At 43.3% G+C, this 22256-nt stretch carries 22 protein-coding genes; 10 read left to right on the forward strand and 12 right to left on the reverse strand.

Going from position 1 to position 22256, the window contains the following annotated elements:
- Positions 1–4 precede the first annotated feature (4 nt).
- The 4 genes from ACMXYR_RS09605 to ACMXYR_RS09620 all read left to right on the forward strand — a co-directional run bounded on the left by ACMXYR_RS09605 (position 5) and on the right by ACMXYR_RS09620 (position 2961).
- Entirely contained in the window at positions 5–586 is a 582-nt protein-coding gene (locus tag ACMXYR_RS09605) for a sarcosine oxidase subunit gamma family protein (RefSeq protein ID WP_415901388.1), read from the forward strand.
- Positions 587–615: 29 nt separating this feature from the next.
- Positions 616–1554, forward strand: coding sequence for a homoserine kinase (locus ACMXYR_RS09610; protein WP_415901389.1), 939 nt, complete (start codon positions 616–618; stop codon positions 1552–1554).
- 321 nt (positions 1555–1875) lie between these two features.
- Positions 1876–2154: a hypothetical protein gene (locus ACMXYR_RS09615; RefSeq protein ID WP_415887804.1), complete on the forward strand. Its 279-nt coding sequence runs from the start codon at positions 1876–1878 to the stop codon at positions 2152–2154.
- Positions 2155–2313: 159 nt separating this feature from the next.
- Positions 2314–2961, forward strand: coding sequence for a TatD family nuclease-associated radical SAM protein (locus ACMXYR_RS09620; protein ID WP_415901390.1), 648 nt, complete (start codon positions 2314–2316; stop codon positions 2959–2961).
- A gap of 161 nt (positions 2962–3122) precedes the next feature.
- On the opposite strand, the gene ACMXYR_RS09625 is transcribed toward ACMXYR_RS09620, so the two are convergent.
- Complete coding sequence (locus ACMXYR_RS09625; RefSeq protein ID WP_415901391.1) at positions 3123–3548, reverse strand: hypothetical protein; 426 nt, start codon at positions 3546–3548, stop codon at positions 3123–3125.
- 264 nt (positions 3549–3812) lie between these two features.
- On the opposite strand from ACMXYR_RS09625, the gene ACMXYR_RS09630 reads away from it, so the two are divergent.
- The 3 genes from ACMXYR_RS09630 to ACMXYR_RS09640 all read left to right on the forward strand — a co-directional run bounded on the left by ACMXYR_RS09630 (position 3813) and on the right by ACMXYR_RS09640 (position 6593).
- Positions 3813–4709, forward strand: coding sequence for a LysR family transcriptional regulator (locus ACMXYR_RS09630; RefSeq protein ID WP_415901392.1), 897 nt, complete (start codon positions 3813–3815; stop codon positions 4707–4709).
- A gap of 126 nt (positions 4710–4835) precedes the next feature.
- Entirely contained in the window at positions 4836–5465 is a 630-nt protein-coding gene (locus ACMXYR_RS09635; RefSeq protein WP_415901393.1) for a LysE family translocator, read from the forward strand.
- 186 nt (positions 5466–5651) lie between these two features.
- Positions 5652–6593, forward strand: a complete 942-nt coding sequence (locus tag ACMXYR_RS09640; RefSeq protein ID WP_415901394.1) for a GTP-binding protein — start codon at positions 5652–5654, stop codon at positions 6591–6593.
- A 183-nt stretch (positions 6594–6776) separates the two neighbouring features.
- Here ACMXYR_RS09640 and ACMXYR_RS09645 read toward each other — a convergent pair whose 3' ends face one another.
- Positions 6777–8372, reverse strand: coding sequence for a methyl-accepting chemotaxis protein (locus tag ACMXYR_RS09645; protein WP_415901395.1), 1596 nt, complete (start codon positions 8370–8372; stop codon positions 6777–6779).
- Between the two features lie 233 nt (positions 8373–8605).
- Entirely contained in the window at positions 8606–11479 is a 2874-nt protein-coding gene (gene rapA, locus ACMXYR_RS09650; RefSeq protein ID WP_415901396.1) for an RNA polymerase-associated protein RapA, read from the reverse strand.
- Positions 11480–11627: 148 nt separating this feature from the next.
- On the opposite strand from rapA, the gene ACMXYR_RS09655 reads away from it, so the two are divergent.
- Positions 11628–12125, forward strand: coding sequence for an NlpC/P60 family protein (locus ACMXYR_RS09655; RefSeq protein WP_415901397.1), 498 nt, complete (start codon positions 11628–11630; stop codon positions 12123–12125).
- Here ACMXYR_RS09655 and ACMXYR_RS09660 read toward each other — a convergent pair.
- The gene (locus ACMXYR_RS09660; protein WP_415901398.1) at positions 12122–12751 is read right to left on the reverse strand and encodes a glycine-rich domain-containing protein; all 630 of its coding nucleotides are present in this window, start codon (positions 12749–12751) and stop codon (positions 12122–12124) included. The two genes, ACMXYR_RS09655 and ACMXYR_RS09660, sit on opposite strands and share 4 nt — an antisense overlap.
- Before the next feature lie 184 nt (positions 12752–12935).
- Between ACMXYR_RS09660 and ACMXYR_RS09665 the strand changes: the two genes are divergently transcribed.
- Complete coding sequence (locus ACMXYR_RS09665) at positions 12936–13160, forward strand: hypothetical protein (RefSeq protein ID WP_415901399.1); 225 nt, start codon at positions 12936–12938, stop codon at positions 13158–13160.
- A 24-nt stretch (positions 13161–13184) separates the two neighbouring features.
- Here the strand turns inward: ACMXYR_RS09665 and lhgO are convergent, their stop codons facing one another.
- The 5 genes from lhgO to ACMXYR_RS09690 all read right to left on the reverse strand — a co-directional run bounded on the left by lhgO (position 13185) and on the right by ACMXYR_RS09690 (position 19403).
- Positions 13185–14381 carry an L-2-hydroxyglutarate oxidase gene (gene lhgO, locus ACMXYR_RS09670; protein WP_415903641.1) on the reverse strand — a complete coding sequence of 399 codons (1197 nt, stop codon included), beginning with the start codon at positions 14379–14381 and terminating at the stop codon, positions 13185–13187.
- Between the two features lie 60 nt (positions 14382–14441).
- Positions 14442–16580: a TRAP transporter permease gene (locus ACMXYR_RS09675; RefSeq protein ID WP_415901400.1), complete on the reverse strand. Its 2139-nt coding sequence runs from the start codon at positions 16578–16580 to the stop codon at positions 14442–14444.
- Positions 16581–16786: 206 nt separating this feature from the next.
- Complete coding sequence (locus ACMXYR_RS09680) at positions 16787–17815, reverse strand: TAXI family TRAP transporter solute-binding subunit (protein WP_415901401.1); 1029 nt, start codon at positions 17813–17815, stop codon at positions 16787–16789.
- Between the two features lie 670 nt (positions 17816–18485).
- The gene (locus ACMXYR_RS09685; protein WP_415901402.1) at positions 18486–18923 is read right to left on the reverse strand and encodes a cupin domain-containing protein; all 438 of its coding nucleotides are present in this window, start codon (positions 18921–18923) and stop codon (positions 18486–18488) included.
- Positions 18924–18971: 48 nt separating this feature from the next.
- The gene (locus ACMXYR_RS09690; RefSeq protein ID WP_415901403.1) at positions 18972–19403 is read right to left on the reverse strand and encodes a carboxymuconolactone decarboxylase family protein; all 432 of its coding nucleotides are present in this window, start codon (positions 19401–19403) and stop codon (positions 18972–18974) included.
- Between the two features lie 173 nt (positions 19404–19576).
- On the opposite strand from ACMXYR_RS09690, the gene ACMXYR_RS09695 reads away from it, so the two are divergent.
- A complete protein-coding gene (locus ACMXYR_RS09695) occupies positions 19577–20443 on the forward strand; it encodes a LysR substrate-binding domain-containing protein (protein ID WP_415901404.1) in 867 nt (288 codons plus the stop codon).
- Positions 20444–20632: 189 nt separating this feature from the next.
- Here the strand turns inward: ACMXYR_RS09695 and ACMXYR_RS09700 are convergent, their stop codons facing one another.
- From ACMXYR_RS09700 to ACMXYR_RS09710, 3 genes are all read right to left on the reverse strand, one after another.
- Positions 20633–21181, reverse strand: coding sequence for a hypothetical protein (locus ACMXYR_RS09700; protein WP_415901405.1), 549 nt, complete (start codon positions 21179–21181; stop codon positions 20633–20635).
- 90 nt (positions 21182–21271) lie between these two features.
- On the reverse strand, positions 21272–21619 hold the full coding sequence (locus ACMXYR_RS09705; RefSeq protein ID WP_415901406.1) for a DUF4144 family protein: 348 nt from the start codon (positions 21617–21619) through the stop codon (positions 21272–21274).
- Positions 21609–22124 carry an adenylate kinase gene (locus ACMXYR_RS09710; protein ID WP_415901407.1) on the reverse strand — a complete coding sequence of 172 codons (516 nt, stop codon included), beginning with the start codon at positions 22122–22124 and terminating at the stop codon, positions 21609–21611. The genes ACMXYR_RS09705 and ACMXYR_RS09710 overlap by 11 nt, the downstream gene beginning before the upstream one ends.
- Positions 22125–22256: the final 132 nt, after the last annotated feature.

The following is a 22256-nucleotide window of genomic DNA, read 5'->3' on the forward strand; positions in this document are numbered from 1 at the left end:
GTCTATGCAAAACAATACTAACAAAGCCACCCAAGGCGGCACGCTGGTTCATTTGAACATCCAAGCAGCGATAGACAACGACAGCCGAATTAATAGCATTATTGTGCGAGAACGCCCTTTTATTGGCGATCTTGCATTGGATACCGAGCCTGACCAAGACCTTCTTATCGCCGTGGGTGAAGTGATGGGCGTTGCTCAACCACTAACCGTTAATCGCATCTCTTGCATGGGCCGTTTAGCGATTCTTTGGATCAACGAAAACCGTTGGCTGGTTCTTCCGCCTACGGGTGCTCATGAATCCGTATTCCAAGCACTGCGCGAAACCTTTGGCGAAGACCTTAAGCTAGAAACCAGCGAAGAAGGCTCCAAAGCGTATCTAAATAAAGCAGCGATTCATTACCTTCTAAGCAGCTCAAATACCCAGCAGTTTTCATGTTTACCCGTAACTGATGTTGAGCTAGCTGAAGGTATCAACATTATGTCTCTACACGACACTAAGGATTACGACATTCTCGTGCGTAAGAGCTGTGCTGAAAGCCTATGGCAGTGGCTACAAAAGAACACTGAATCCCCAAAAAATCACTAACAGATACACCAGTAGGACAAAGACCGATAATGTCAGTTTACACCGCAGTTAGCTTTTCAGAACTTCAAACCTACCTTCAGAACTACGCAGTCGGTGAGTTACAAAGCTATAAAGGCATTAGCGCAGGCGTTGAGAACAGCAACTTTTTTGTCGATACCGATCAAGGCCGCTTTGTCCTAACACTGGTTGAGTCTGTACCTAAAGAGAAACTGCCCTTTATTCTGGGTCTAGTTGATCATCTAGCGATTAACGAGCTTGCATGTGCTCAACCAATCCACCTGAATAACGGTGATCTATTCGGTATGCTCAACGGCAAACCCGCCGTATTAATGAACTGCTTAGAAGGTGCACCACTAGATCAGCCAACGCTTTCTCAAGCTAAAACAATTGGCAGTACCCTTGCCCAATTCCACCAACTTTCATCACAACTAGAACTCGATGAATACAGCCATATTCCGCAGTGGTGTAACGAGTTGGCTTCTAAGGTATTGCCAAACCTAGATAAAGAGCAGCAAGCCTTATTGCAAAACAGCTTGATGGAAACCGGAGATATCGACTGGACCACCCTACCATCAGGACCTGTGCACGCAGACCTTTTCCCAGACAACGCCATGTTTGATGGTGATCGGCTATCAGGCCTGATCGATTTCTATCACGCTTGCTCAACACCTTATCTCTACGATCTAAGCGTTACCCTTAACGCTTGGTGCTTTGACGAAACCAATAATCAGTTTGATAACCAGAAAGCGCAGCAGATGCTGAACATGTATCAGGAGATCCGCCCTTTAGATCCGATGGAGATCGATCTCTTACCGGCAATGATGAAAACCGCAGCACTGCGCTTCTGGTTATCCCGCCTTCGTGACATTCATTTTCCTACTGCTGGGGAAGATGTCACACAGAAGAATCCGCAAGGAAAACAAGCGCTTTTAGAACGCCTAAAAAGCGACTTTCCAGTTATTCTTTAATCGTCTAAAAAATTTATTTTTATAGCTCCCTATTCTGGTTCAAATGCACCAAAATAGGGCTGCTGTTCTGCACCACACCTCTAGCCCTTTAAATACGGCAAACCCTTAGTTGAATCATACTCATCTTTCGCAACCGCAACATGAATTTCAATACTTGAATGAATATTCATAGTGAATTTTTATCCTCCTAATGTATTAGAGAATCTTAGATTCCTCTCCTAAACTCTAATTTGCCGGTTTGGAGAGAGACCGGAAGAGGCTTAAACACGTATCAATGCAACACCAATAAAAATGACCTGTAAAAGGCAGAGGAAGAGAGAAATGTTAACCTACGAAGAGTGTCTGGAACTAAGTGACCTAACTGCAGACGAAGTAGATGCCATTGCAGAACACGAACACATGGACCCAATGATTGCCATGGCCCTCGGCCATTACATGATTACCCACGATGGCGAACAGAAGATTCAACGCATCATTATGGATGACATAGAAAAAGCCCAGCGCGATCACAACTATGCTCATGCAGAAATGCTGCAAAAAGTACTTAACCACTTTATAGCAACTCACCCTGAGCACGGTGCACGCCGAGCGGCAGCTTAAGTACTTACCAATTTCATAGCGAAACCTTCCCCTTCGATACCGGTTTATGGGTGCATTTGCACCCTAACCGGGTCACTTTTGATAAGCATCAACACCCTATAATACTAGCCCTGCTAAAGTAGATTTCTATCTATAAATATCGCTGATAAGCCGTAAGCTATGACATATAAACGCCCCAACCCAGCAAAACGCCCTACCCCAAATGAGCACCAAGATAGCTACGTTTATCAGATCCGAAATAGCCTCTACATCAACTTAACCGACCGCTGCACTCTTGCCTGCCAGTTCTGCCCAAAACATAACGGCTCAACCGAAGTTAAAGGTCACGAACTCTATCTAAGTAAACGCCCAGAAGCAGATACCATCATTCCCTTAATCGGCAACCCAACAGATTACGATGAAATCGTATTTTGCGGCTACGGCGAACCAACTTTGAGACTTAAAACTCTTTTACAAATCGCTACTTGGGTAAAAGAAAATGGCGGTAAAACCCGCATCAACACCGATGGCCTCGGCAACCTCTTCCATAAACGCGACATAGTGCCTGAATTAGCTGAATGCATAGACGCACTATCAATCTCGCTGAATGCTCAAAACGAGGTGGTCTATCAACAGCACTGCCAACCGGCCCTACCTGACTCTTACCAAGCAGTACAAGCCTTTATCAAACGTGCCAGCGAGCTAATTGATGATGTGCAGGTATCGGCAATTAATGGGTTAGAGGGTGTTGATGTTGTTCAGTGTCGGAAAATTGTTGAAGGATCAGGTGCTGAGTTTAAGCAGAGAGAATTGGATGTTGTAGGTTAAGTTCAGGACGCTGACGCTTGAAGACGCATTCGGCTAGAGAACGCTACGCTTTTAGGGCGCCACTTCGTGGCTAGAGAAAATAAATAGCTAACCTTTTTCAATTACATAAACTCACTAACCTTAGGCATGCCCCCTTGCATACCTAAGATTAGAAGCTTGGTCTATTGCTGATTAGTAACTTCAGATTCACCATGCATCGGCAACACAAAGCACAACACACCTAAGAAGATATAATCCAGCATCTGGTTTACGGCTGACCACTCTTGCAAGATATAGTGCCCTACTAACAAGCTCAGCATAAATCCAAACCAACCGTACATAGTGTAAGCTTTGAGTCTAGGCACCAACAGGGCTAAACCTAAACCCACTTCGATATACTGAATACAACTTAGATACGTATCGATCAGTATTGCAGGCAGTTGAATGCGCAGATCCCCTTGGAATAAGCCAGAGTAGTAATTTACAAAGCCACCGTCGCTAAAAATTTTACTGGTTCCAGCCGTTATCAAGATAATAGCCATGGTTATGCGCACTATACGTTCCGCATCTCTTAAGCGTGCAGGATTGATCAGGATCTCTTTGGACATGTTTATTCCCGTTTCTAAAAGTAAGCAATGAGGACCGGATAACCGACCTCCAATTCACCAGATTTACGTTCTTTAAAACCACCCTTCGCTGCGGTGAGTTGCTTTATTCCTGCAGCCTTCACTCTCTTAATCAGAATAAAGAGATATAACAAAGCGATAGAGCTCATCTATTTGAATCGAAGTATGCCTACAATAAGATGTATTTACTATACATTTAATTATTGATAGATTGTTTCACTTCCATTAACAATCGAGATTAGTCTCATGGATCGTATTACCTGTATGCAGGTATTTACTGTAGTGGTCAAAGAAAAAGGCTTTTCAGCAGCAGCCCGAAAGCTTGGCATTTCTAAAGTACAAGTAAGTAACTATATCGCGCAGTTAGAAACAGAACTCGGTGTAAGATTATTAAACCGTACTACGCGGCAAATAAGCCTAACAACAACGGGATTTGCATACCTTGAGCCCTGCAATAATTTGCTAGAAAGCTTTAACAACCTCCACCATTCTGTAAAAGAACTGCATCAAACACCTCAAGGGCTGCTGAAGATTTCAGCGCCAAGCACCTTTGCAGAAATTCACTTAACGCCTGTGTTAAGCACCTTTAAAGAAAAGTACCCCGAAGTACAGATAGACCTTCAGCTCAATGATCGTTATGTGGATTTGATTGATGAAGGCTACGACTTAGCCATCCGGATTGGTAAACCTCAAGATTCCTCTCTAATTGCTAAACCAATCGGCACTATACATAGTTATTTGTGCGCTAGCCCAAAATACCTAAAACAGCATTCTGAAATCAAAATATTAAGCGATCTACACAACCATCAGTTAATCGCAGACACAAATTATCGTTCGGGCAAGGTTTGGAAGTTTAGCCATAAAGAAGATGGAGAACGTCAATCGATAGAGGTAAATGCGGGGCTCAATATCAACAGTGCTCAGGCAGTTAACGCTTTGGTTTTAAACGGACAAGGCATAAGCCTTTGTCCCGATTTTGTGGTTAAGCCCTATATCGAAACCGGAGCAATTAAACATCTACTTCCTGAATGGCTGGCCCCAACAATGGAGCTTTCAGCCATCTATCCAAGTAGGCTGCACGTCTCTGCCAAAGTCCACTTGTTCATTGATGAGTTTTTCGCGTACTACCAAGGACAAGGTTAAAGGGATCATAGCCTTAATCTCCGACAATACTAGCTATAGCTTCTAGCTGGTATTAATTGTTAAAGTGCAGTTAACCCCTCCCTAGTTATCAGAACACACTAAAACAGAAATTGAAGAGGAAGCCTTATGGAGATCAGTACTTGGATTGCATTTATCTCCATAGCACTGGTGGCAACGATCACCCCTGGGCCTGCAATTTTATTAGTGCTGTCCCATTCTCTTAAAACTGGCTGGAAGTCTTCCCTATATACGATTTTAGGGAATATAACAGGGCTATTTGTGATGTCATCATGTGCAGTCTTAGGCCTAAGTGCATTAGTCCTCAGTTCTTCAACAGCGTTTATGGTTATCAAATATCTCGGCGCGATCTATCTTGTATACCTCGGCATAAAGATCTGGCGTTCAAATCTGTCTTTAAAGACTTCAGACCTTATTGAGGACACTAAGCCTAGAAAGCACAGCTATTTTCTTCAGGGAGCTCTGGTCGCACTAACCAACCCTAAAGCAATCATATTTACTACAGCTTTGTTTCCCCAATTTATTACGATTGAGGCGGACTTACTGCCGCAGTTTTCATTATTAGTCAGTACATTTTTATGCTGTTCAGCTACTTGCCTTATTAGCTATAGCTATTGGGGATCAAGGCTTTTAAAGCGCTCTAAGTCACTTTCCGATTCACACTGGATTCCACGTACAATTGGTAGTACCTTCATTGGTACAGGTATAGCTTTAGCAATATCAAGCCGACAATATTAACTAAGATCATTTCTAAATAAGCCTTCCTTTGCTTAAACAGGATTAATCTTACTTTCAGTTAGCATTTACAAGAAAAATCCTTCTATGCTTGTTATCATCAACATCTTGATTTTCAGTAAATAAGACTAGACTCTTTTCAAGTTCCTTGACCTTATAAGTACCAGCCTAAGAAGGGGTGTTCCCTACATGAGGGACAAAAAGATTATTTTTTTCGGTGCCGTCGGTGCCGGCAAAACAACTGCAATCAACACCATAAGCGAAGGCAAGTGCTTTAACACTGAAGCAAATGCATCAGATAGCACATCAGAACAAAAAACAACCACTACTGTAGCGATGGACTACGGTTATGTTACCTCATCTACCAATCAACGCATTCATTGTTACGGAACGCCTGGGCAAGAACGTTTCCAATTTATGTGGGACATAATAACTTCCAACTTGGCCTCTGGTTATTCAGGTGAGATCTTATTCCTAGATAACAGCCGTAAATACCCTCAACATGATCTTCACTTCTATACAAAAAAATTTCGCCACCTTATTGACGATAAGCCTTTGATTATTGCGGTGACAAAATCTGATATAGAAGCAAATCCATCAATCTCTCAGTATAAAGGCTGGCTACACGAGCTTGGTATTCAAGCACCTGTTTATTTTATTGATGCCCGCAAAAAAGAAGACATTCTATTTTTGTTAGAGGAACTACTCCCCGATCAAGCTCAAGTAATAAATGAGATGAATAGCCTTTCTGTGGTTGAAGATGAGTTAAACCTAGACGACGTTATCCAATACTCTGAGAATAGAATTGATTTCTCAGATAAGGTACTGAGCAAAATACCCCTTCTAGAAGGTGTAGTAGGCATTGCTTTGATAACTCCAGAGGGTAAGTTAGGCCATTCAACTCTGGATACAGAATTTCTTATTGAGTTATTAGAATTTTTAACTTCTACCCCTTCTACTTTGGCAGATCAAAATAAAAGCGATCATGTAGTTAGCATTGAGCTCGCATCAGAAGAAAACTATCACTTTGTAATCAACTTCTTCGACGATGTTGTACTAGCTACACTGTGCACGAAACACCTTACAACTGCGGCACTGAAACAACAGATAGAAAACATAATTCAGTGGTAAAGACTTTTACATAAAACGTTAAAACACTTAATTGAATTTTTAGCACCACTGGAACAACAGATCCCAGATAAACGAAAAGTTAAGTTCTTATGCATTTTCCTGCTTTCAGAATTTTAACTGTAAAGCGCCAAAAAAAATGCCACCTCAAGGGTGGCATTTTTGATTAGTTTTTACTTATTCAGGTCAGAGCTGAAACTTCATCACTAACTGATTAAGTTCGTGCGCTTCTCTACGAATTTGATCTGTTGCTTCAACCACACGATCAGTATCGCGCTTAGTTTGGCCCGCAATATCAGAGATATTTACTACACGATGATCAATATCCGCTGCTACAGAAGACTGCTCCTCTGCAGCAGTAGAGATCATAGTGTTCATTGAAGAGATCGTATTCGCAGACGAGATAATCTGCTCCAGCACTGCTGCTGCAGAGTTTGCAAGCTCACTACTACGATCCGCAAGATCGGTACTTACACCCATGGAAGATACTGCAGATTCCGCTTTGCTCTGTAAACGTTCGATAATCTGCTGAATCTCTTGAGTGGATTGCTGTGTACGCTGTGCCAAGGTGCGTACTTCATCCGCAACAACTGCGAAGCCTCGGCCCTGATCACCTGCACGTGCCGCCTCGATTGCCGCGTTCAACGCCAAAAGGTTTGTCTGCTCTGCAATGTCATTTATCACAGAAGTTACATTACCAACCGCAAGCGTTTCAGCTTCAAGTTCCTTAATAGCCGATGCTGTTTTGTTTAGCATCTCGAGCATCTCTTGCGCTTGGTTGCCGGATTGACCAACCACATCACCACCACTCTTAGCATGGGTGTCGGTCTCTTGTGCTGCTTGTTCTGCCTCAACGGCATTATTTGCAACTTCCTGCACTGTTGCGCTCATCTCAGTCATCGCTGCAGCAACCAGTTCAATATCCTCGTATTGACGGCTTACACCATTGCTCGCATCAGAGGTAGCATCCACAACGTTAGTTACATGACGTTCAGTATTTCGCGCTACTGTCTGTACAGTCCTCAGAAGATCACCTACATGGTTCAGCATGTTGTTGTAGGCATTGAACATCTGTCCAATTTCATTATCAGTATGGGTAATATCAAAACGATGCGAGAAGTTGCCCTGACCTACTTCCACCATACGTGCGTTTAAACGTTTGATGTTATTCATTAGCATGCTTAAACCAAATACTCGGCCAAACACAACTAACAGTAAAATACCCACTACACAGAAAAACGCGATCAATAGTTGATTCATACTGGTCGCACTTGCTTGTTTCGTTAGCATTCCAACTGCTTTGTTCATCTCCTTAAGGATGACCGGTGATTGCTTTGTAATTTCAGCAAGCGTGGTATCACTTGGTTGATCAACATGGTTGTTAATCAAAGTTTTATAACTACCCCACAACTGATCAACGTGCTGCATCTGCTTCACGATAGTTGGATCTGTAATTGGGTTCATACCCAATGCTGCGTCACCCATCATGATCGTTTTATGAGAAGACTCGAATAGTTCCATGGTTTTACGCAGCGTGGTTTGCTGCTCAACATTAGCGGCAACCAAAAGAGCTTCTTTTGCAATTTTTTGGCTCAACATGCGCTGACGACCCGCCATATCAATGGTCTGAGGGTTGATCGACATGCTGAAGTAAAGACTGATCCCTGAAGACGCTGCTAGTATAAATACCAACGCGTATGACAAGGTGAATTGACTATTAAGCGTTTTAAAACCGCAAGTTCTTAAAACTGTATCTATTAAATTAGCTAGAGACCGGAACATGACCCCTCCTTGGCTAGTGGAGAAATAAACTTAAGAAAAATAATTAATAACTAAGCAACGAGGCAAACCGAACTCCCGCCCTAGTTTCGTTGAGCAATTGTATGCAATGGTATGCGGTATTTACTTGTTCAAGATCAAGTAATTGTGGGAACGGATGTTGATGATATAAAAAAGCCCCAAAACATCTCTACTTTAGGGCTTTATACGATCACTCTCGAGCCAAGCTCTATTGATTACTCGTGCGTTACCACTGCGATACGAATGGAATCCATCTTCAATGACGCACCATCAACAGCAGCTAAAAGATCTTCTTCGCGAATGGTTAGAGCCTCTAGCTCTTCATCACGGATATTTGGATTTACCTTAGCCAGCGCCTTTAATCGATCTAGCTCTGTTTCCATCTGTTCAGCAATGGATTCTTTTGCTTGCGCCAATAGATCCGCTTCAGTTTGTCCAACCTGCTCTTCCAGCTTAGCAACTAGCTCGGTAATCTCATCACGGGTATGTTTTACCAAGTTATAAGCAACATTCTTACCTACACGCTTACCCAATGTAGCGAAGTGCTGTTCGGTAATAACACCGGTCAGATCATTTCCGCTACTATCAATTACACGACGTACACACGCATCTGGCAGATAACGTTGCAACTGTAGAGAACGATCAGAAATGGAATGTATTCTGAAAACAGCTTCAATCAGCAAGCTACCCGCTTTCAGTGGTAGAAGCTTCATTGTACAAAGGGTTGAGCTACCGTAACTGCCCTCTAGCATCACCTCCATTGCACCAGAAACCATTGGGTGCTCCCAGCTTAGGAAATGCATATCTTCACGAGACAGTGCTTCGTTACGCTGGAAAGTAGCAGTCATACCGTCACTTGGTAAGCCTGGGAAATGACTATTCAGCATATGATCACCAGGATGGAGGATCACACCATTAATGCCTGTAGTTTCTTGTTCAACACCAAAGTGATCAAAAATACGTCCCATAAAGGAGGCTAACTTGCCCGGCTGACTGTCTTCTTCAACCGCATCTAACAGCTCTTCAGCCATACCAGCATTACAGGAGTTCAGCTCGAGCAAACGATCACGGCCTTCCTGCAACTCAGCCAGCAACGCTGCTTGCGTCTGAGCCGTTTCGTCGATTAGTGAATCAACGGTAGTCTGATCAAGCGGGTTTTCCATGCACTCATGTAACTGAGCGGCATATTTCTGTAACAGTGACTGCCCCGTTGGGCATACCTGTTCGAACGCACCTAAACCCTCTGCGTACCAACGCAGCAACACAGATTGCGCACTGTCAGCAAAGTAAGGTACATGGATATTTACATCTTGAAGTTGACCAATACGGTCAAGGCGACCAATACGCTGCTCCAGTAGATCCGGGTTCATAGGCAAATCGAACATCACCATGTGATGCGCAAACTGGAAATTACGACCTTCACTACCAATCTCAGAACAGATCAGAAGCTGAGCCCCCTGCTCAGAATCAGCGAAGTAAGCCGCTGCACGGTCACGCTCAACAAGGCTCATGCCTTCGTGGAACAATGCAGTCCGCTTACCTTCAAATAAGCGTAGCTGTTTTTCCAATGTGATTGCCGTTTGCGCGTGAGCACAAATCACTAGAACCTTCTCACCTTTGAAATCTTCCAGCCATTTAATCAACCAATCGGCACGGTTATCTTCTAATAACCAAGCAGAACCTTCACCATTACCGATCAAAGATTCAGGGTGCAGCTGACGCTCCATTGGCGCATCTGCAATCACTTCCTTATATGCATCAGGCAGTGGTAGTTCATAGCTATGAAGTTTACGTTCTGGGAAACCTTGAACACTTTCACGTGTGTTACGGAAAAGCACTCGGCCTGTACCGTGCTGATCTAACAAGGTACGTACTGTTTTCTCAATTAACTGTTCGCGCTCTTCAGAATCATCATCTTTATGAACTTCCAGATGATCAGCCATCTCATCGCCCAGATACTGGTGCAAGAGCACAGTAAACTCTTCATCTTGTAACGCTTTATCCCAACCTTCTGGGTTTTGTAGCGTTTCAATTAGCTGGTTCACACATTTGAATGCTTGCTCTTCTTCAATAAACTTCTGCAGATCATAGTAGCGATCTGGATCTAGCAAGCGTAAGCGTGCAAAGTGACTTTCAATGCCCAACTGCTCAGGCGTTGCAGTCAACAACAACAGACCTTTTACGTGCTGCGCTAGGCTTTCAATACAGGTATAAGCATGGCTTGCACCCTCTTCACTCCAACCTAAGTGATGAGCTTCGTCCACCACCATCAGATCCCAACCCGCTGCTACCGCTTGTTCAAGATGTTTCTCATGCTGAGTAAACAGTGACAATGGGCTTAACACCAATTGTGCTGACTCAAATGGGTTGCCTTCACTCTCAGCGCAACGACCTTCATCCAAAATAGAGAAATGCAGGTTAAAGCGACGCAACATCTCCACCAGCCACTGGTGAATCAAACTATCAGGAACAACAATTAGAACTCGGCTCGCTAAACCAGACACAAGCTGTTGATGAAGAATTAAACCGGCTTCGATGGTTTTACCCAAACCTACTTCATCGGCTAGCAATACACGTGGGGCTGTACGCTTACCGACTTCAGAAGCAATATAAAACTGGTGTGGTAAATATTGAACGCGAGGACCGATCAAACCATAAGCAGCGGAATTATGATGCTTATGTTGCAGTTTAAGTGTTTCTTGACGAAGTTCGTAGTGACGAAGTTTGTCGATCTGCCCTGCAAATAAACGCTCATAAGGTTTACTAAAATGAACCGCACTTTCTAAAGACGCTTCATGAATAATCTGTTCGTTACCTTCGGCATCATCACCAAAATAGATAACACAGCCTTTACTTTCTTGATGTTCAGTAACAGTGATAGACAGACCATCATCATCGGAGATCTGATCGCCAATCGGATACACAATACGACTCAAAGGAGCATTGCTTTGCGCGTAAGTACGCTCTTCACCGATCGCTGGGAAAAAAATTGTTACACTGCGATTAACCAATTCAGTGACTACACCTAAACCTAATTCAGCTTCTGTGTAACTGTACCAACGTTGGCCGACCTGAAAATCTTCTGTCATGAACTCTTCGCTTTCTAGGGCTGGGTAAAATAGGTGCGCATAATAGGCAGTTACAGCGCGAAAGCCAAACGGTTTTAAGCTTTTGTAAATTTTAGTTGGGGTTATACTGTTCGCAACCCTGATCTAAGCGAAAAGAAGGTAGAATTTGATGAAATTTTATACTCCTATCGTTCTTTTACTAACCGGTTTTCTTTTAAGCGGTTGCTCAAGCACGTTAAAACAATCATCTACTCCACCTGTATCTATCCAGGCTAACTCACCTGTAAGCCAAGCATTACTTGATCAATATAAGAACTGGGCAAGAACACCATACCGTCTCGGTGGAAACAATAGATCAGGTATTGATTGCTCCGCATTTACCCAAGTCACATATAGAGATCAGTTTGGTTTAGATATTCCACGTATGACCCGTGATCAACTTGTCAGTGGTTCTAATATTCCTAAAAGCCAGTTAAAAGCAGGCGATTTAGTCTTCTTTCAAACAGGCTATAAACAAAGACATGTAGGCATTTATGTTCAGGAAGGCCAGTTCCTACACGCCTCTACCAGTAAAGGAGTGATCATTAGTCGATTAGATAACCCCTATTGGCAAAAACACTATTGGACAGCGCGGAGACCTAAAGGCATTGATGTGCGGCACCCCTAATCCCCGCCGCAGCCTCCTCCACAGCCAGAGTCACCATTTGAGCTACACCCACCGCCGCCACATCCTATATGACTGGCACAGTAGCCATCGTTTTCACGGCCTTTGCAATTTAATTGGTAGGTGAAGCCATCTTCAATTTTTAGTTCAGCATCCATCGCGAATAACAGAGGCAGACGTGTCGGAGCCTTAGGATCTATCCCCTCGCGTTTACAAGAATGTTTCCAAGTCCGTTTAATCCCTTCTTGCGCTTGAGTTGGTTTTGTCATCGCTTCTGCTGGAGTGTGATGCAGAAATCGTCCAAGCGCTCTAGAACAGAACAAATCATAATCACGGGTAAACAAAATAAACTCATGCCACACCACATCTACTGCCTGAGATGGCATAGCTATCGCTCTGTTTTTTGTCGCCAGGCTGATTAGAAAGAATTCCTTTAACCCTTCCATCACCTTGTCACAATCCGTATCAGACAGATGTGGATAACGCTTTCGAAGCTCTACTGTCAATCGTTCAGGAAAAACGTAACTTTCGATAAGTTCACTACGCTTCTTTTTAACCTTTCGCTGTCGCAGTTGCCAAAACAAAATAAAGAGAAAAACAGAGATAAACGATAACGCTATAAAGCTCATTACATACCCTTGTTTATTCGCTTATGGGAAAAATGTAGTTAACTGAAACACTAGCACGTTAACTCTTCAAAAAGTCGAAAGGCCATCAAATTAAGAAATTTTCTAATAACAAAATCTAGAGTTAGCGACTAAGCTGCAACGTGATTACAAATACAAAGAATTAAATTAGATGGTGGGAAAAGTAATGGAATATTGTAAGAATTGCACGGAAACAATCATCGCAACGAATGGTCAACCAAGCAAAGAACAGCTAGACCAACTCGGTAAGCCTGACGCCAAAGAATGGTGCAAGATTTGTAAGGAGTTAATGTTGGCTAATTATCAACTCCGTCAAGAGTACGATAACCAAGCAGAAAACTTTGGTCAACGCCATCAAAAAAGTGCGGGCTTCACACGCTTCGACGTATAAAGCCCGTTGTAGGCAATAAGAGCTTTACTTCTCTACTAACACACTCACCTGCTCAACAATATGCTGACCAATCGGGATAGCAGAAGTTGCAGCTGGGGATGGAGCATTACATACCGCTAATGCCCTACTCGTATTCATAAATAAGAAGTCATCGATAACATCCCCATTTTTAGAAACAGCTTGAGCACGAATACCCGCTGGGTACTCCTTCATATCGTCTAATGTTAAAGACGGGCAGTATTTCTGAACCAGTTTTAGATAGCCCGGTTTCGAAATTGAGTTTTTCAACTCAGTCATACTTGCCTTGAAGTGCTTGAATAGCAGTTTAATCATCCCCGGATAGGTAAGCATCTGGAAACTATCTTTCAAACTGATATCCGTCTTTTTGTAACCTTCACGTTTGAACGCTAATACGGCGTTAGGACCGACGGTTACCGTACCATCGATCATACGAGTTAAATGCACGCCCAAGAACGGAAGATCAGGATCAGGGATCGGATAGATTAGATGGTTAACAATCTGATTGTGTTGCTCATCTAACAGATAGTATTCACCACGGAATGGAATGATACGGAAGTCAGGTTCTAACCCCATCATCTCAACAATACGATCAGACTGCAGCCCAGAACAGCTCACCAAAAAGCGTCCTTGGAAGCGCTCAGTTTCCGCAAAAATAGTCACGCGATCCGCGAACTCTTCAATACCTGTTACACGTGTATTAAAGCGAACTTCACCACCCGCTTGTTCTACCAATTCACCCATCTTACTAGAGATTTGTGTGTAGCAAACAATACCTGTAGAAGGCACAAAGATGGCACCTACACCGGTAATATTAGGTTCACGCTCGCGCAGTTGTGCTTGATCCAGCACTTCTATTTCGATGCCATTTTCAGCACAGCGACCAACAAGTGCCTGCATGCGCTCTAGCTCTTTCTGGTTGGTCGCTACCAACAGCTTTCCGCATTCATCAAACGGAATATCGTGTTCACGACAAAACGCTTTCGTTGCAACGTTACCTTCTTTACAGAAACGCGCCTTTAAGCTGCCCGGTTTGTAATAGACACCAGCATGAATAACACCCGAGTTATGACCCGTTTGATGTTGAGCCGCACTGGACTCTTTTTCTATTACCAAGACCGATTTGCCTGGATATTTTTTCTGTAATTGCCAAGCAGTCGACATCCCTAGAATGCCTCCACCAATGACAATGAAATCATATATTTTTTTATCTGAAGTCAGGCTCACACCTAATATCCCTTAAGTCAGTACTCGAAGGCAGCGCTATGCAGCACTACCTTCTGAATCAGCAAAACGACGGCTATACATAAAGATCACAGCGAACAGTGCCGCAGCAACAAGATTGATCAGCACTTCACCATGCGGCCAAAGCAAAGCAACTGCCAGAGCGCCACAGATTATACGCAGAACAATATTCAACTTCCCTTCTAAATAGCCTTCCATAAAGCCAACAAAGGCATACAAACCAAAGACAGCAAAGATAAAGATGCTGAACACCTCCATCGCTGTACCACCGATAAAGTTGGTATAAGCAAATAGAAGCGGCACGATATACAAACCTTTCGCTACCTTCCAAGCAGTGAAGCCTGTCGCCATTGGCGGTGTTTTTGCGATTGCAGCTGCTGCAAACGCCGTTAAGCAAACCGGTGGCGTAACGTTAGAGTCTTGCGACAACCAGAAGATAATCATGTGTGCAGATAATAGAATCATCGCCAACACTTCAGGTGCCATCGCTTGCTCTAAAAGCTGACCTTTAAAGTCCGCAGGTACTAGATCAAGTAGCGCTTTGGCATCGGCTTCCGCCATAGGCGCAGATAGCAAAGCAACCTTCTCCATATCCACCAACATAAAGATGGTTTTAGCTGCTTCTGGCAATGTACCTTCAACAATCATATCTAGCAGTCGGCTTTCGGCCATCAAGCCATATAACGCTGGAGCAGAAAGCGTTGCTAATACGATATAAGCCGCCGTTACAGGCAAGCCCATACCTAAGATCAGCGATGCTAAAGCAACCAATACCAAGGTAATGAACAAGCTGCCGCTCGCCCAATCCGTCACCATTAGAGAGAAGGTATTACCGATACCGGTCATAGCAACAACGTTTACAACCAATCCAACTGAGATCAGTAGCATTGCAGTGGTCGCCATGTTTTTAGAGCCTTGCGCTAAAGCATCCAAAATTGCTTGAGGCCCCATTGGGTTCTTAGATAACCAAGATGAAACGATTACCGAGATAATTGATAGGCCTGCCGCATAGGTAGGTGTAAAGCCATAGATAAGCAGCGCGACCAATACAACCAAAGGAAGCAGGAAGTGCCAACCTTCTTTAAATACTTCACCAATCGGGCGTGTATCTAACTCAACCGCATGAGCATGGCTTCGTTTTGCTTCAACACGAACAAAGAAGCCCACGGATAGGAAGTACAACAACGCAGGAAGTGCAGCAATGGCAATGATATCCAGATAAGAGATCTGAGTGTAAGACGCCATAATAAACGCACCAGCACCCATAACCGGAGGCATTAACTGCCCACCCGTGGATGCTGCGGCCTCAACCCCGGCTGAGAACCGTGCAGGGAAACCCGCCTTTCTCATAAGAGGGATAGTGATTACACCCGTAGATACGGTATTTGCTACAGAAGAACCTGATACAGATCCCATTAGGCCAGAACCCAATACCGCTACGAAACCAGGGCCACCAACAAATCGGCCGGCTGCACAGCGGGATAGATCAATAATAAAATCACCTGCACCGGATTTAACTAGGAAAGCACCGAACAGGATAAACATAAACACATAGGTCCAGGAGATACGCGCGATCTGACCGAACATACCTTCTGAAGAGAAATAAGATCGATATAGTAGAGTCTCAAGGCTCAATCCGGCAAAACCGAAGATGCCATCGATATACTTACCCCACCAAAATACATAAGTCAGCGCGGCAAGAATTAAACAAGGGATAAACCACCCAGTTGTTCTACGCGCCATTTCTAATGCAATAAATATTGCGCACACAGAGAAGACCCAATCCCACTGGGCAAACTTCACACCTCGGTCATAAAGCGCATCTTCAAAACCGATAAGATAAAGGGCACAGACAATAGCGGCGATGCCTAACAATACATCCAACACTAAACCAAGCTTCTGTTTAGCCTCGCTACCGCCTTTGAACATCGGCACCATCAAACCACACATCAGCGCAAAACCGCCAAAGTGGATGGCAGAGACATAAAGCTCTGACCAAGTACCCAGAGTATTGAAATAGATATGAGCTATGGCGAACATTACGCCAATCCAATAAACCGCTCGCCCTGTTAGCGACTGTTCTGGACGCTGTGCTAACTCTAGCCCTTTTAATTTTTCACTGACTTCCTGGTCGGTAACAGAAGTTTCTGTAGCCATGCTTTCTGATCGCTCACGCTGATATTACAGCCAGCCGCTCCCCTTCCGAGCTCGGATGACCATGATCGTAATATAGGAATTAGGGTGGTGCAGATCTCAGTCTCGCTGGTAACTGAGTCTGCACCGGGTCGAACCTAAAAGCTGGGAACTAAACTAAATGACCACGCCACCAACATTTAGTTCCTCTGAAGAATAGTCTCTTCAGCTTATTTCGCCATTAGGTGCGCAGGTATGTTGATACCTTTCTCTTTGTAGTAACGCGCTGCACCTGGGTGTAGTGGTACAGGAAGACCTGCGATCGCTTTTTCTAGTGCCATCGCCTTAGTCGCTTTATGGATACCATTTAGGAACGGTAGGTTTTCGTAAACAGTTTTAGTCAGCAGGTAAACATCTTCGTCGGATACATCGTCACGTACCGCTAGGAAGTTAGGCTGCGCCATTGTGTTGATCGCTTTAGTTTGACCTGGATAAGTGTTCGCTGGGATCTCATAACGAGTCCAAAGCTGGTAACCACCGTTCGCTTCTTTAATCTGCTCGTCAGTAAAGTTAAGAACAGTAATATCGCTACCTAGTGCAGCATACGCACGAGTAATCGCAGAGGTTGGAACACCTGATGGGATGTTCATGCCTTCGATTGTACCGTTCTGAAGAGCATCAGCAGATGCACCGTAACCCATATGCGCTAGATTAAAGCCATCAACGTTAACATCTAGATTGCCAAGGATTGTGCGGCCAGAACCTTCTGTACCAGAATTCTTTTTACCAATTGAGAATTTTTTACCTTCAAAAGCGGTAATGTCAGAAATTGTGCCAGTCTTAGCTAGGTCACTTTTAACCACAAACTGCTCAACGTTCTGCCATAGCATAGTTACAGAACGAAGGTTTTTATTAGCGCCAGTCTCTTTTAAACGCCCTTCACCATTCCAAGCCCACGCGCCGTAAAGACCTTGTAGAATCGCGAACTGAGCTTCGTTTTCGCCCAACAGTTTAACGTTCTCACCCGAACCTGCTGAGTTAATCGCAGACATAGAAATTTTATGTTTTGGCTCTAGCTTAACTTTAGTTAGTGTCGCCAACGCTACACCTACTGGGTAGTAAGTACCGCCAGTAGACGCTGTAGCCAAAATGTAAGAGCGCTTGTCATCAGCCTGTGCCAGACCTGCAGCGCCCATAGCTGTACTCATTGCTAGGGCTACGCCCATACCTTTAATAAAAGTGCGTTTTGTTATTGTCATCCTCTTACCCTTCTCCAGTTTGAGGTTTTTTATAAAGTTTGAGTTACACCCATTCTGTATAGCAATGGATATGCCAGAAAGCCAAAAACAAATTTAATCATTTAAAAACAAACAGTTAAAAAAACCATAACACGACCTCTATTATGAGTAGGCAAAATATTGCTTATCCGAATTCGAGTAATAAGCAAAATTACGCTCAAAATTTCGCTTTAAACTGCAATTATCAAAGAGAATTCAGATCTCAGTACGCTAATCCCACGACATAAAGAATGATTAAGCGTTACAGAGCATTTCTTAACACCTAAGCAATACTAAAGACTAATAAGGATCTATAGGCTGGAATCTGCATTCGCAAAATAGGCAAAAAATTGCTTATCCAGCTAAGCAACCATATTGAAAGGAATATTTGGTGGAGAAAAAGGTCATATTTCCCATAGAGATAACGGAACTTATCAGGAAGAATGATCTCAGTAAAACACTACCTAACTAAACGCTAAGGCTTTACTGATAACCCTGACCACAGGTAGCATCGGCCAATACCTTAATTCTGATGACGCTAAAACACTCAGCGAAGAAGACAAAGACCATCTACCCCAGCTTCAAATGGTTTTGGGTATCGCTGACAAGCTACAACCAGAAAACCTATCGCGATCACAATTAAACGATTACGTCAGAGTTCTGAACGGGTTTTAAGCCTTGAACTCGATAATTTAGCTCGCTCCTCTGCTATAAAAACGACTAATAATTTTGTTGTTTCAGTCTCACTCATATTTGTTGTTTGTGTATGTATATCAGTCGGAGATTCAACCCAACTGTCACCTGCGTGGTACACAATTGCTTCATCCTGATTGAGCTGAGATAAGACAGACCCACTCAATACATAGACAAACAAAAAAGCGTCATGACGATGTGCTGGTGCTGAACTTCCAGGCCCAAATTCAACAATCATAGAAGTTAATTTATGACCTGGCAGATTTGGTAAAGCAGATGAACTTAATAGCTGCCGCTCAATTCCACCATCTACCTGATGCGCTATCGCTACTTTTGGCATAAACAGTATTACCAGAACTAGAATGATGGCATCGCAAATCGATTTCTTATTTTTCATAAAGCATCCTTTATTATTTCGAATAGGCTTTACAGGTAACAAAAAGCTTTAATGACGACTCGCTGTAGCTACCCCTATGCGGTTCCAAGCATTCATAGTTGCAACTAGGACGATTAATTGCGCAATTTCTTCATCTAACAGAACGCTTGCGACATCGTTATAAATTTCGTTAGAAACCCCCTCTTCAGTAAGTTTCGTCATTGCTTCAGCCATCGCTAATACCGCTCGCTCCTTAGGGTCAAACAGTTCCGCGCCTTTCCAATATGCCAAAGCGGTAAGTTCTAAATCTGTTACTCCTTTGTTTTGCGCCTCTTGCGAATGTAGGGTTTGGCAATATGAACAACGATTAATCTGAGAAACTCGCAGACGGACTAACGCTTGTAACTTAGGAGATAAACTTGAACCAGCCAGGTAGCTCTCTACTCCAAACATACTGCGATAAGCTTCCGGTTGTACTTTCTGAACATCGACCCTTTTCATTCACTTCTCCAATTCTAAGTAGATCTGATTAATCGATCAGATTTCCCTTTGAATTTTATTTCTTTCTCCATTTACTTAAATGTTTACAAAGTAACAATTCTATTAACATAATTGTTATCAATAGAATCTCGACGATCTAAGTACTGATGAAATTTTCTTTTGAAGAATTAGTTATGTTTTCAGCGGTCGCTGAACATAAGAGTTTTACGCTAGCGGCTGAGCACCTCAACCAAGCAGCACCGGCCATCAGCCGGGGTATAAAAAAACTCGAATCAAAACTGCAATGCAGCTTATTTCATAGAACCACACGCAACGTCGAAGTAACGTCGGAAGGTGAGTGGCTTTTCCAGCACACATCAGAGATTCGCGCACGTCTAGCCGATATAGAACGCTACTTTATAGAAGAAGGGCAACAACCTAGTGGGGTAGTAAGAATCGATGCTGCTACGCCATTTACCTTACATGCAATTGCACCTCTGATCCCTAGGTTCAACCAACTGTATCCAGAAGTAACGGTGGAACTTGAATCAACTGAGTCCAATATTAACTTGATTGAGAGAAAGGTAGATCTTGCACTTCGCATTGGAGAATTAGATGACTCCAGTTTGAAAGCTAAAAAGTTAGGAACAACAACGCGCGGTATTTACGCTTCACCTGAATACCTTCAAAAACACGGTTTTCCTAGATCACCTGAAGACCTGCGCAAGCACGCATGTTTAGGCTTTTCAAAAGCGAAAAAGCTAAACTCTTGGCCGATTAAGGGAACAAATGATGAACCTGTCTTAATCGAGCCATCAGTACTTGCTGATAGCGGCGAGACGCTGAGGCAATTAGCACTTAAAAACAGTGGTATTGCCTGCCTTTCAGCCTTCACAGTTAAGGAAGATCTTAAAGCAGGAAGGTTAATCTCCTTATTAGAAAACGAGCTAATAGACACCCCCATTCCAATTCATCTGGTTTTTTACGCCGACAAAGCAGTAAGTGCCAGGGTTCGCTGTTTTATTGATTACTTAACCAAGCATATTGATTTAAACGGGTAAGATTAAACTTATGCAGTAGCTTTGCCTTTCGTAAATCTCCCGTCTTGCCCCCCTTGGTTCAGGCGAACTCGTAACCGAGCAAAACCTTAAACTACCACTGTTACAAAAAAACGGGCGACTGCTCAACACAGGTCGCCCGCTTTTTTTGAACTAGATAAGTATTAACTAGCTTAAAAAAAAGATGGTTGTCTATTTTGCAGCAAATTCAGCTCTATCAGGAATTGCAGCAAAATCGATCAGCTCTTTTTCCATATTGTAGCCGTTCGCTTCAAACCACTCGATTAAGCCTTTCTCGCGATTTTCGTTGTAAAACCTATGCGAATACATCAAAACAACACTGTGGCCATCGACAAGGCTGGCACGGGCCATAACCCCTTCAGCCACCTCTTCACCAGACATTACACCAACCACAACGAACTTAGTTGAAGCACCATCTTTAGCCTCTATTTTAATAGCTTTTACCAAACGGCCGTTCTGAGAGTATCCGTCACGTAAATCGTTAGCTAATTCTTCAAGGTCATCTTCACTGCGTGTGCTAGATGAGAAAATCACAGAAACCTTTTCGTTCCAGTTTTCTTTATCTTGTTCTGCATTATTGAAGTAAGAGTGTGTGAACTCTTCGCTGCTGTTATAAGCGTAAGATTTACCGTTCAGCTGAATTGGCTCAACCGCAAAAGCAGAAGTACTCAGCAACATCGCTGCACAAAGAGAGGCTGCACCAGTGATTCTTTTGATCATGTTCATTCCTAACCGTTTTTATAATTTTGGTATGCTGCTTTCAGCGCAGCAAATAGAATAATTCTACCCTGACTCGATTATTCCTAGATGTCAGCTCTCTTCAAACTGGCCGACAGTAGTAATTCCTTCAGCAATTGAGCTAATAGAAAACTTAGACACGCAGCATTCCCCAACAGAAGAGAAATGTACTCTGACTAAATCCTCCATATCTCCTAGCTCCAAACGTTCTTCAATTGCTGTTGGAACAGTGATGCTACCTGCCCTACTTGCTATAGAAAACACCACACCGTCCGAATCAATCAAGCGGTCGTCTGCATCATAACAAGCGGTAGAAAGGCCTTGATCAGTCTCCCATTCAGCTCCGCTGGAAATATAAGAAAGTTCGTTGTCGCCGTGATACTTAATAATGGCTGGCCATTTAATCATCTTATCTCGCATGCGCCTCCATATACGCGTTTAGTTCTGCAACACTTCGGATCACAACAACAGACTTATGCTTCGCTTTATCTGCTATCTCCGCACGAAAATCATCGTTCCAAAACGAAGGTGATAAGCGCAGCATTTTAAAACTCTGGAGAGTACCTTTCAGCAATGAACTACCCTCTGGCCACCCTTCAGGCTTTATAAACAACCCGTTAAGCAGCCGCTTAGTAACAAACCAATAACTCGTGGGATAAGGAAGATCGATATACACCAATGTATCTGCCGCATCTAAACGCTTTTTAAAAGCACCCAAAGGGCCTAAACCATCGATGATCCAACTATCAAAGACCAATATATCTTCGTGGACCTTATCGAAGAATTCACTTGCGACGGGCTCGCCACTTTTCTGATAGAACAGTGAATCGAGTTGATGAAGTGGCGAACCCGTTACCTTTGCCAAAGTTTTACTCAAGGTAGATTTGCCACTTCCGGGCTTACCAAAAACTGCGACCTTCCTCATGGGTACTCCCTATTTAATATTCCCAAGAGGTAGAAACAATAAACCCACCTCTAAGGGTGGGTTTAATAAATTTAGCGCATCAAGTATCCCACCATTCCTAAGGAATAATGATAATTCGTGCTACGTAATGAT

This window comes from Neptuniibacter sp. QD29_5, assembly GCF_047778125.1.
In the GTDB taxonomy this organism is placed as follows: Bacteria; Pseudomonadota; Gammaproteobacteria; order Pseudomonadales; family Balneatricaceae; genus Neptuniibacter.

Coding starts and splice junctions, on each gene's coding strand:
- ACMXYR_RS09605 (WP_415901388.1), top strand. CDS start 5: ATGCAAAACAATACTAACAAAGCCACCCAAGGCGGCACGCTGGTTCAT.
- ACMXYR_RS09610 (WP_415901389.1), top strand. CDS start 616: ATGTCAGTTTACACCGCAGTTAGCTTTTCAGAACTTCAAACCTACCTT.
- ACMXYR_RS09615 (WP_415887804.1), top strand. CDS start 1,876: ATGTTAACCTACGAAGAGTGTCTGGAACTAAGTGACCTAACTGCAGAC.
- ACMXYR_RS09620 (WP_415901390.1), top strand. CDS start 2,314: ATGACATATAAACGCCCCAACCCAGCAAAACGCCCTACCCCAAATGAG.
- ACMXYR_RS09625 (WP_415901391.1), bottom strand. CDS start 3,548: ATGTCCAAAGAGATCCTGATCAATCCTGCACGCTTAAGAGATGCGGAA.
- ACMXYR_RS09630 (WP_415901392.1), top strand. CDS start 3,813: ATGGATCGTATTACCTGTATGCAGGTATTTACTGTAGTGGTCAAAGAA.
- ACMXYR_RS09635 (WP_415901393.1), top strand. CDS start 4,836: ATGGAGATCAGTACTTGGATTGCATTTATCTCCATAGCACTGGTGGCA.
- ACMXYR_RS09640 (WP_415901394.1), top strand. CDS start 5,652: ATGAGGGACAAAAAGATTATTTTTTTCGGTGCCGTCGGTGCCGGCAAA.
- ACMXYR_RS09645 (WP_415901395.1), bottom strand. CDS start 8,372: ATGTTCCGGTCTCTAGCTAATTTAATAGATACAGTTTTAAGAACTTGC.
- rapA (WP_415901396.1), bottom strand. CDS start 11,479: ATGACAGAAGATTTTCAGGTCGGCCAACGTTGGTACAGTTACACAGAA.
- ACMXYR_RS09655 (WP_415901397.1), top strand. CDS start 11,628: ATGAAATTTTATACTCCTATCGTTCTTTTACTAACCGGTTTTCTTTTA.
- ACMXYR_RS09660 (WP_415901398.1), bottom strand. CDS start 12,751: ATGAGCTTTATAGCGTTATCGTTTATCTCTGTTTTTCTCTTTATTTTG.
- ACMXYR_RS09665 (WP_415901399.1), top strand. CDS start 12,936: ATGGAATATTGTAAGAATTGCACGGAAACAATCATCGCAACGAATGGT.
- ACMXYR_RS09675 (WP_415901400.1), bottom strand. CDS start 16,580: ATGGCTACAGAAACTTCTGTTACCGACCAGGAAGTCAGTGAAAAATTA.
- ACMXYR_RS09680 (WP_415901401.1), bottom strand. CDS start 17,815: ATGACAATAACAAAACGCACTTTTATTAAAGGTATGGGCGTAGCCCTA.
- ACMXYR_RS09685 (WP_415901402.1), bottom strand. CDS start 18,923: ATGAAAAATAAGAAATCGATTTGCGATGCCATCATTCTAGTTCTGGTA.
- ACMXYR_RS09690 (WP_415901403.1), bottom strand. CDS start 19,403: ATGAAAAGGGTCGATGTTCAGAAAGTACAACCGGAAGCTTATCGCAGT.
- ACMXYR_RS09695 (WP_415901404.1), top strand. CDS start 19,577: ATGTTTTCAGCGGTCGCTGAACATAAGAGTTTTACGCTAGCGGCTGAG.
- ACMXYR_RS09700 (WP_415901405.1), bottom strand. CDS start 21,181: ATGATCAAAAGAATCACTGGTGCAGCCTCTCTTTGTGCAGCGATGTTG.
- ACMXYR_RS09705 (WP_415901406.1), bottom strand. CDS start 21,619: ATGCGAGATAAGATGATTAAATGGCCAGCCATTATTAAGTATCACGGC.
- ACMXYR_RS09710 (WP_415901407.1), bottom strand. CDS start 22,124: ATGAGGAAGGTCGCAGTTTTTGGTAAGCCCGGAAGTGGCAAATCTACC.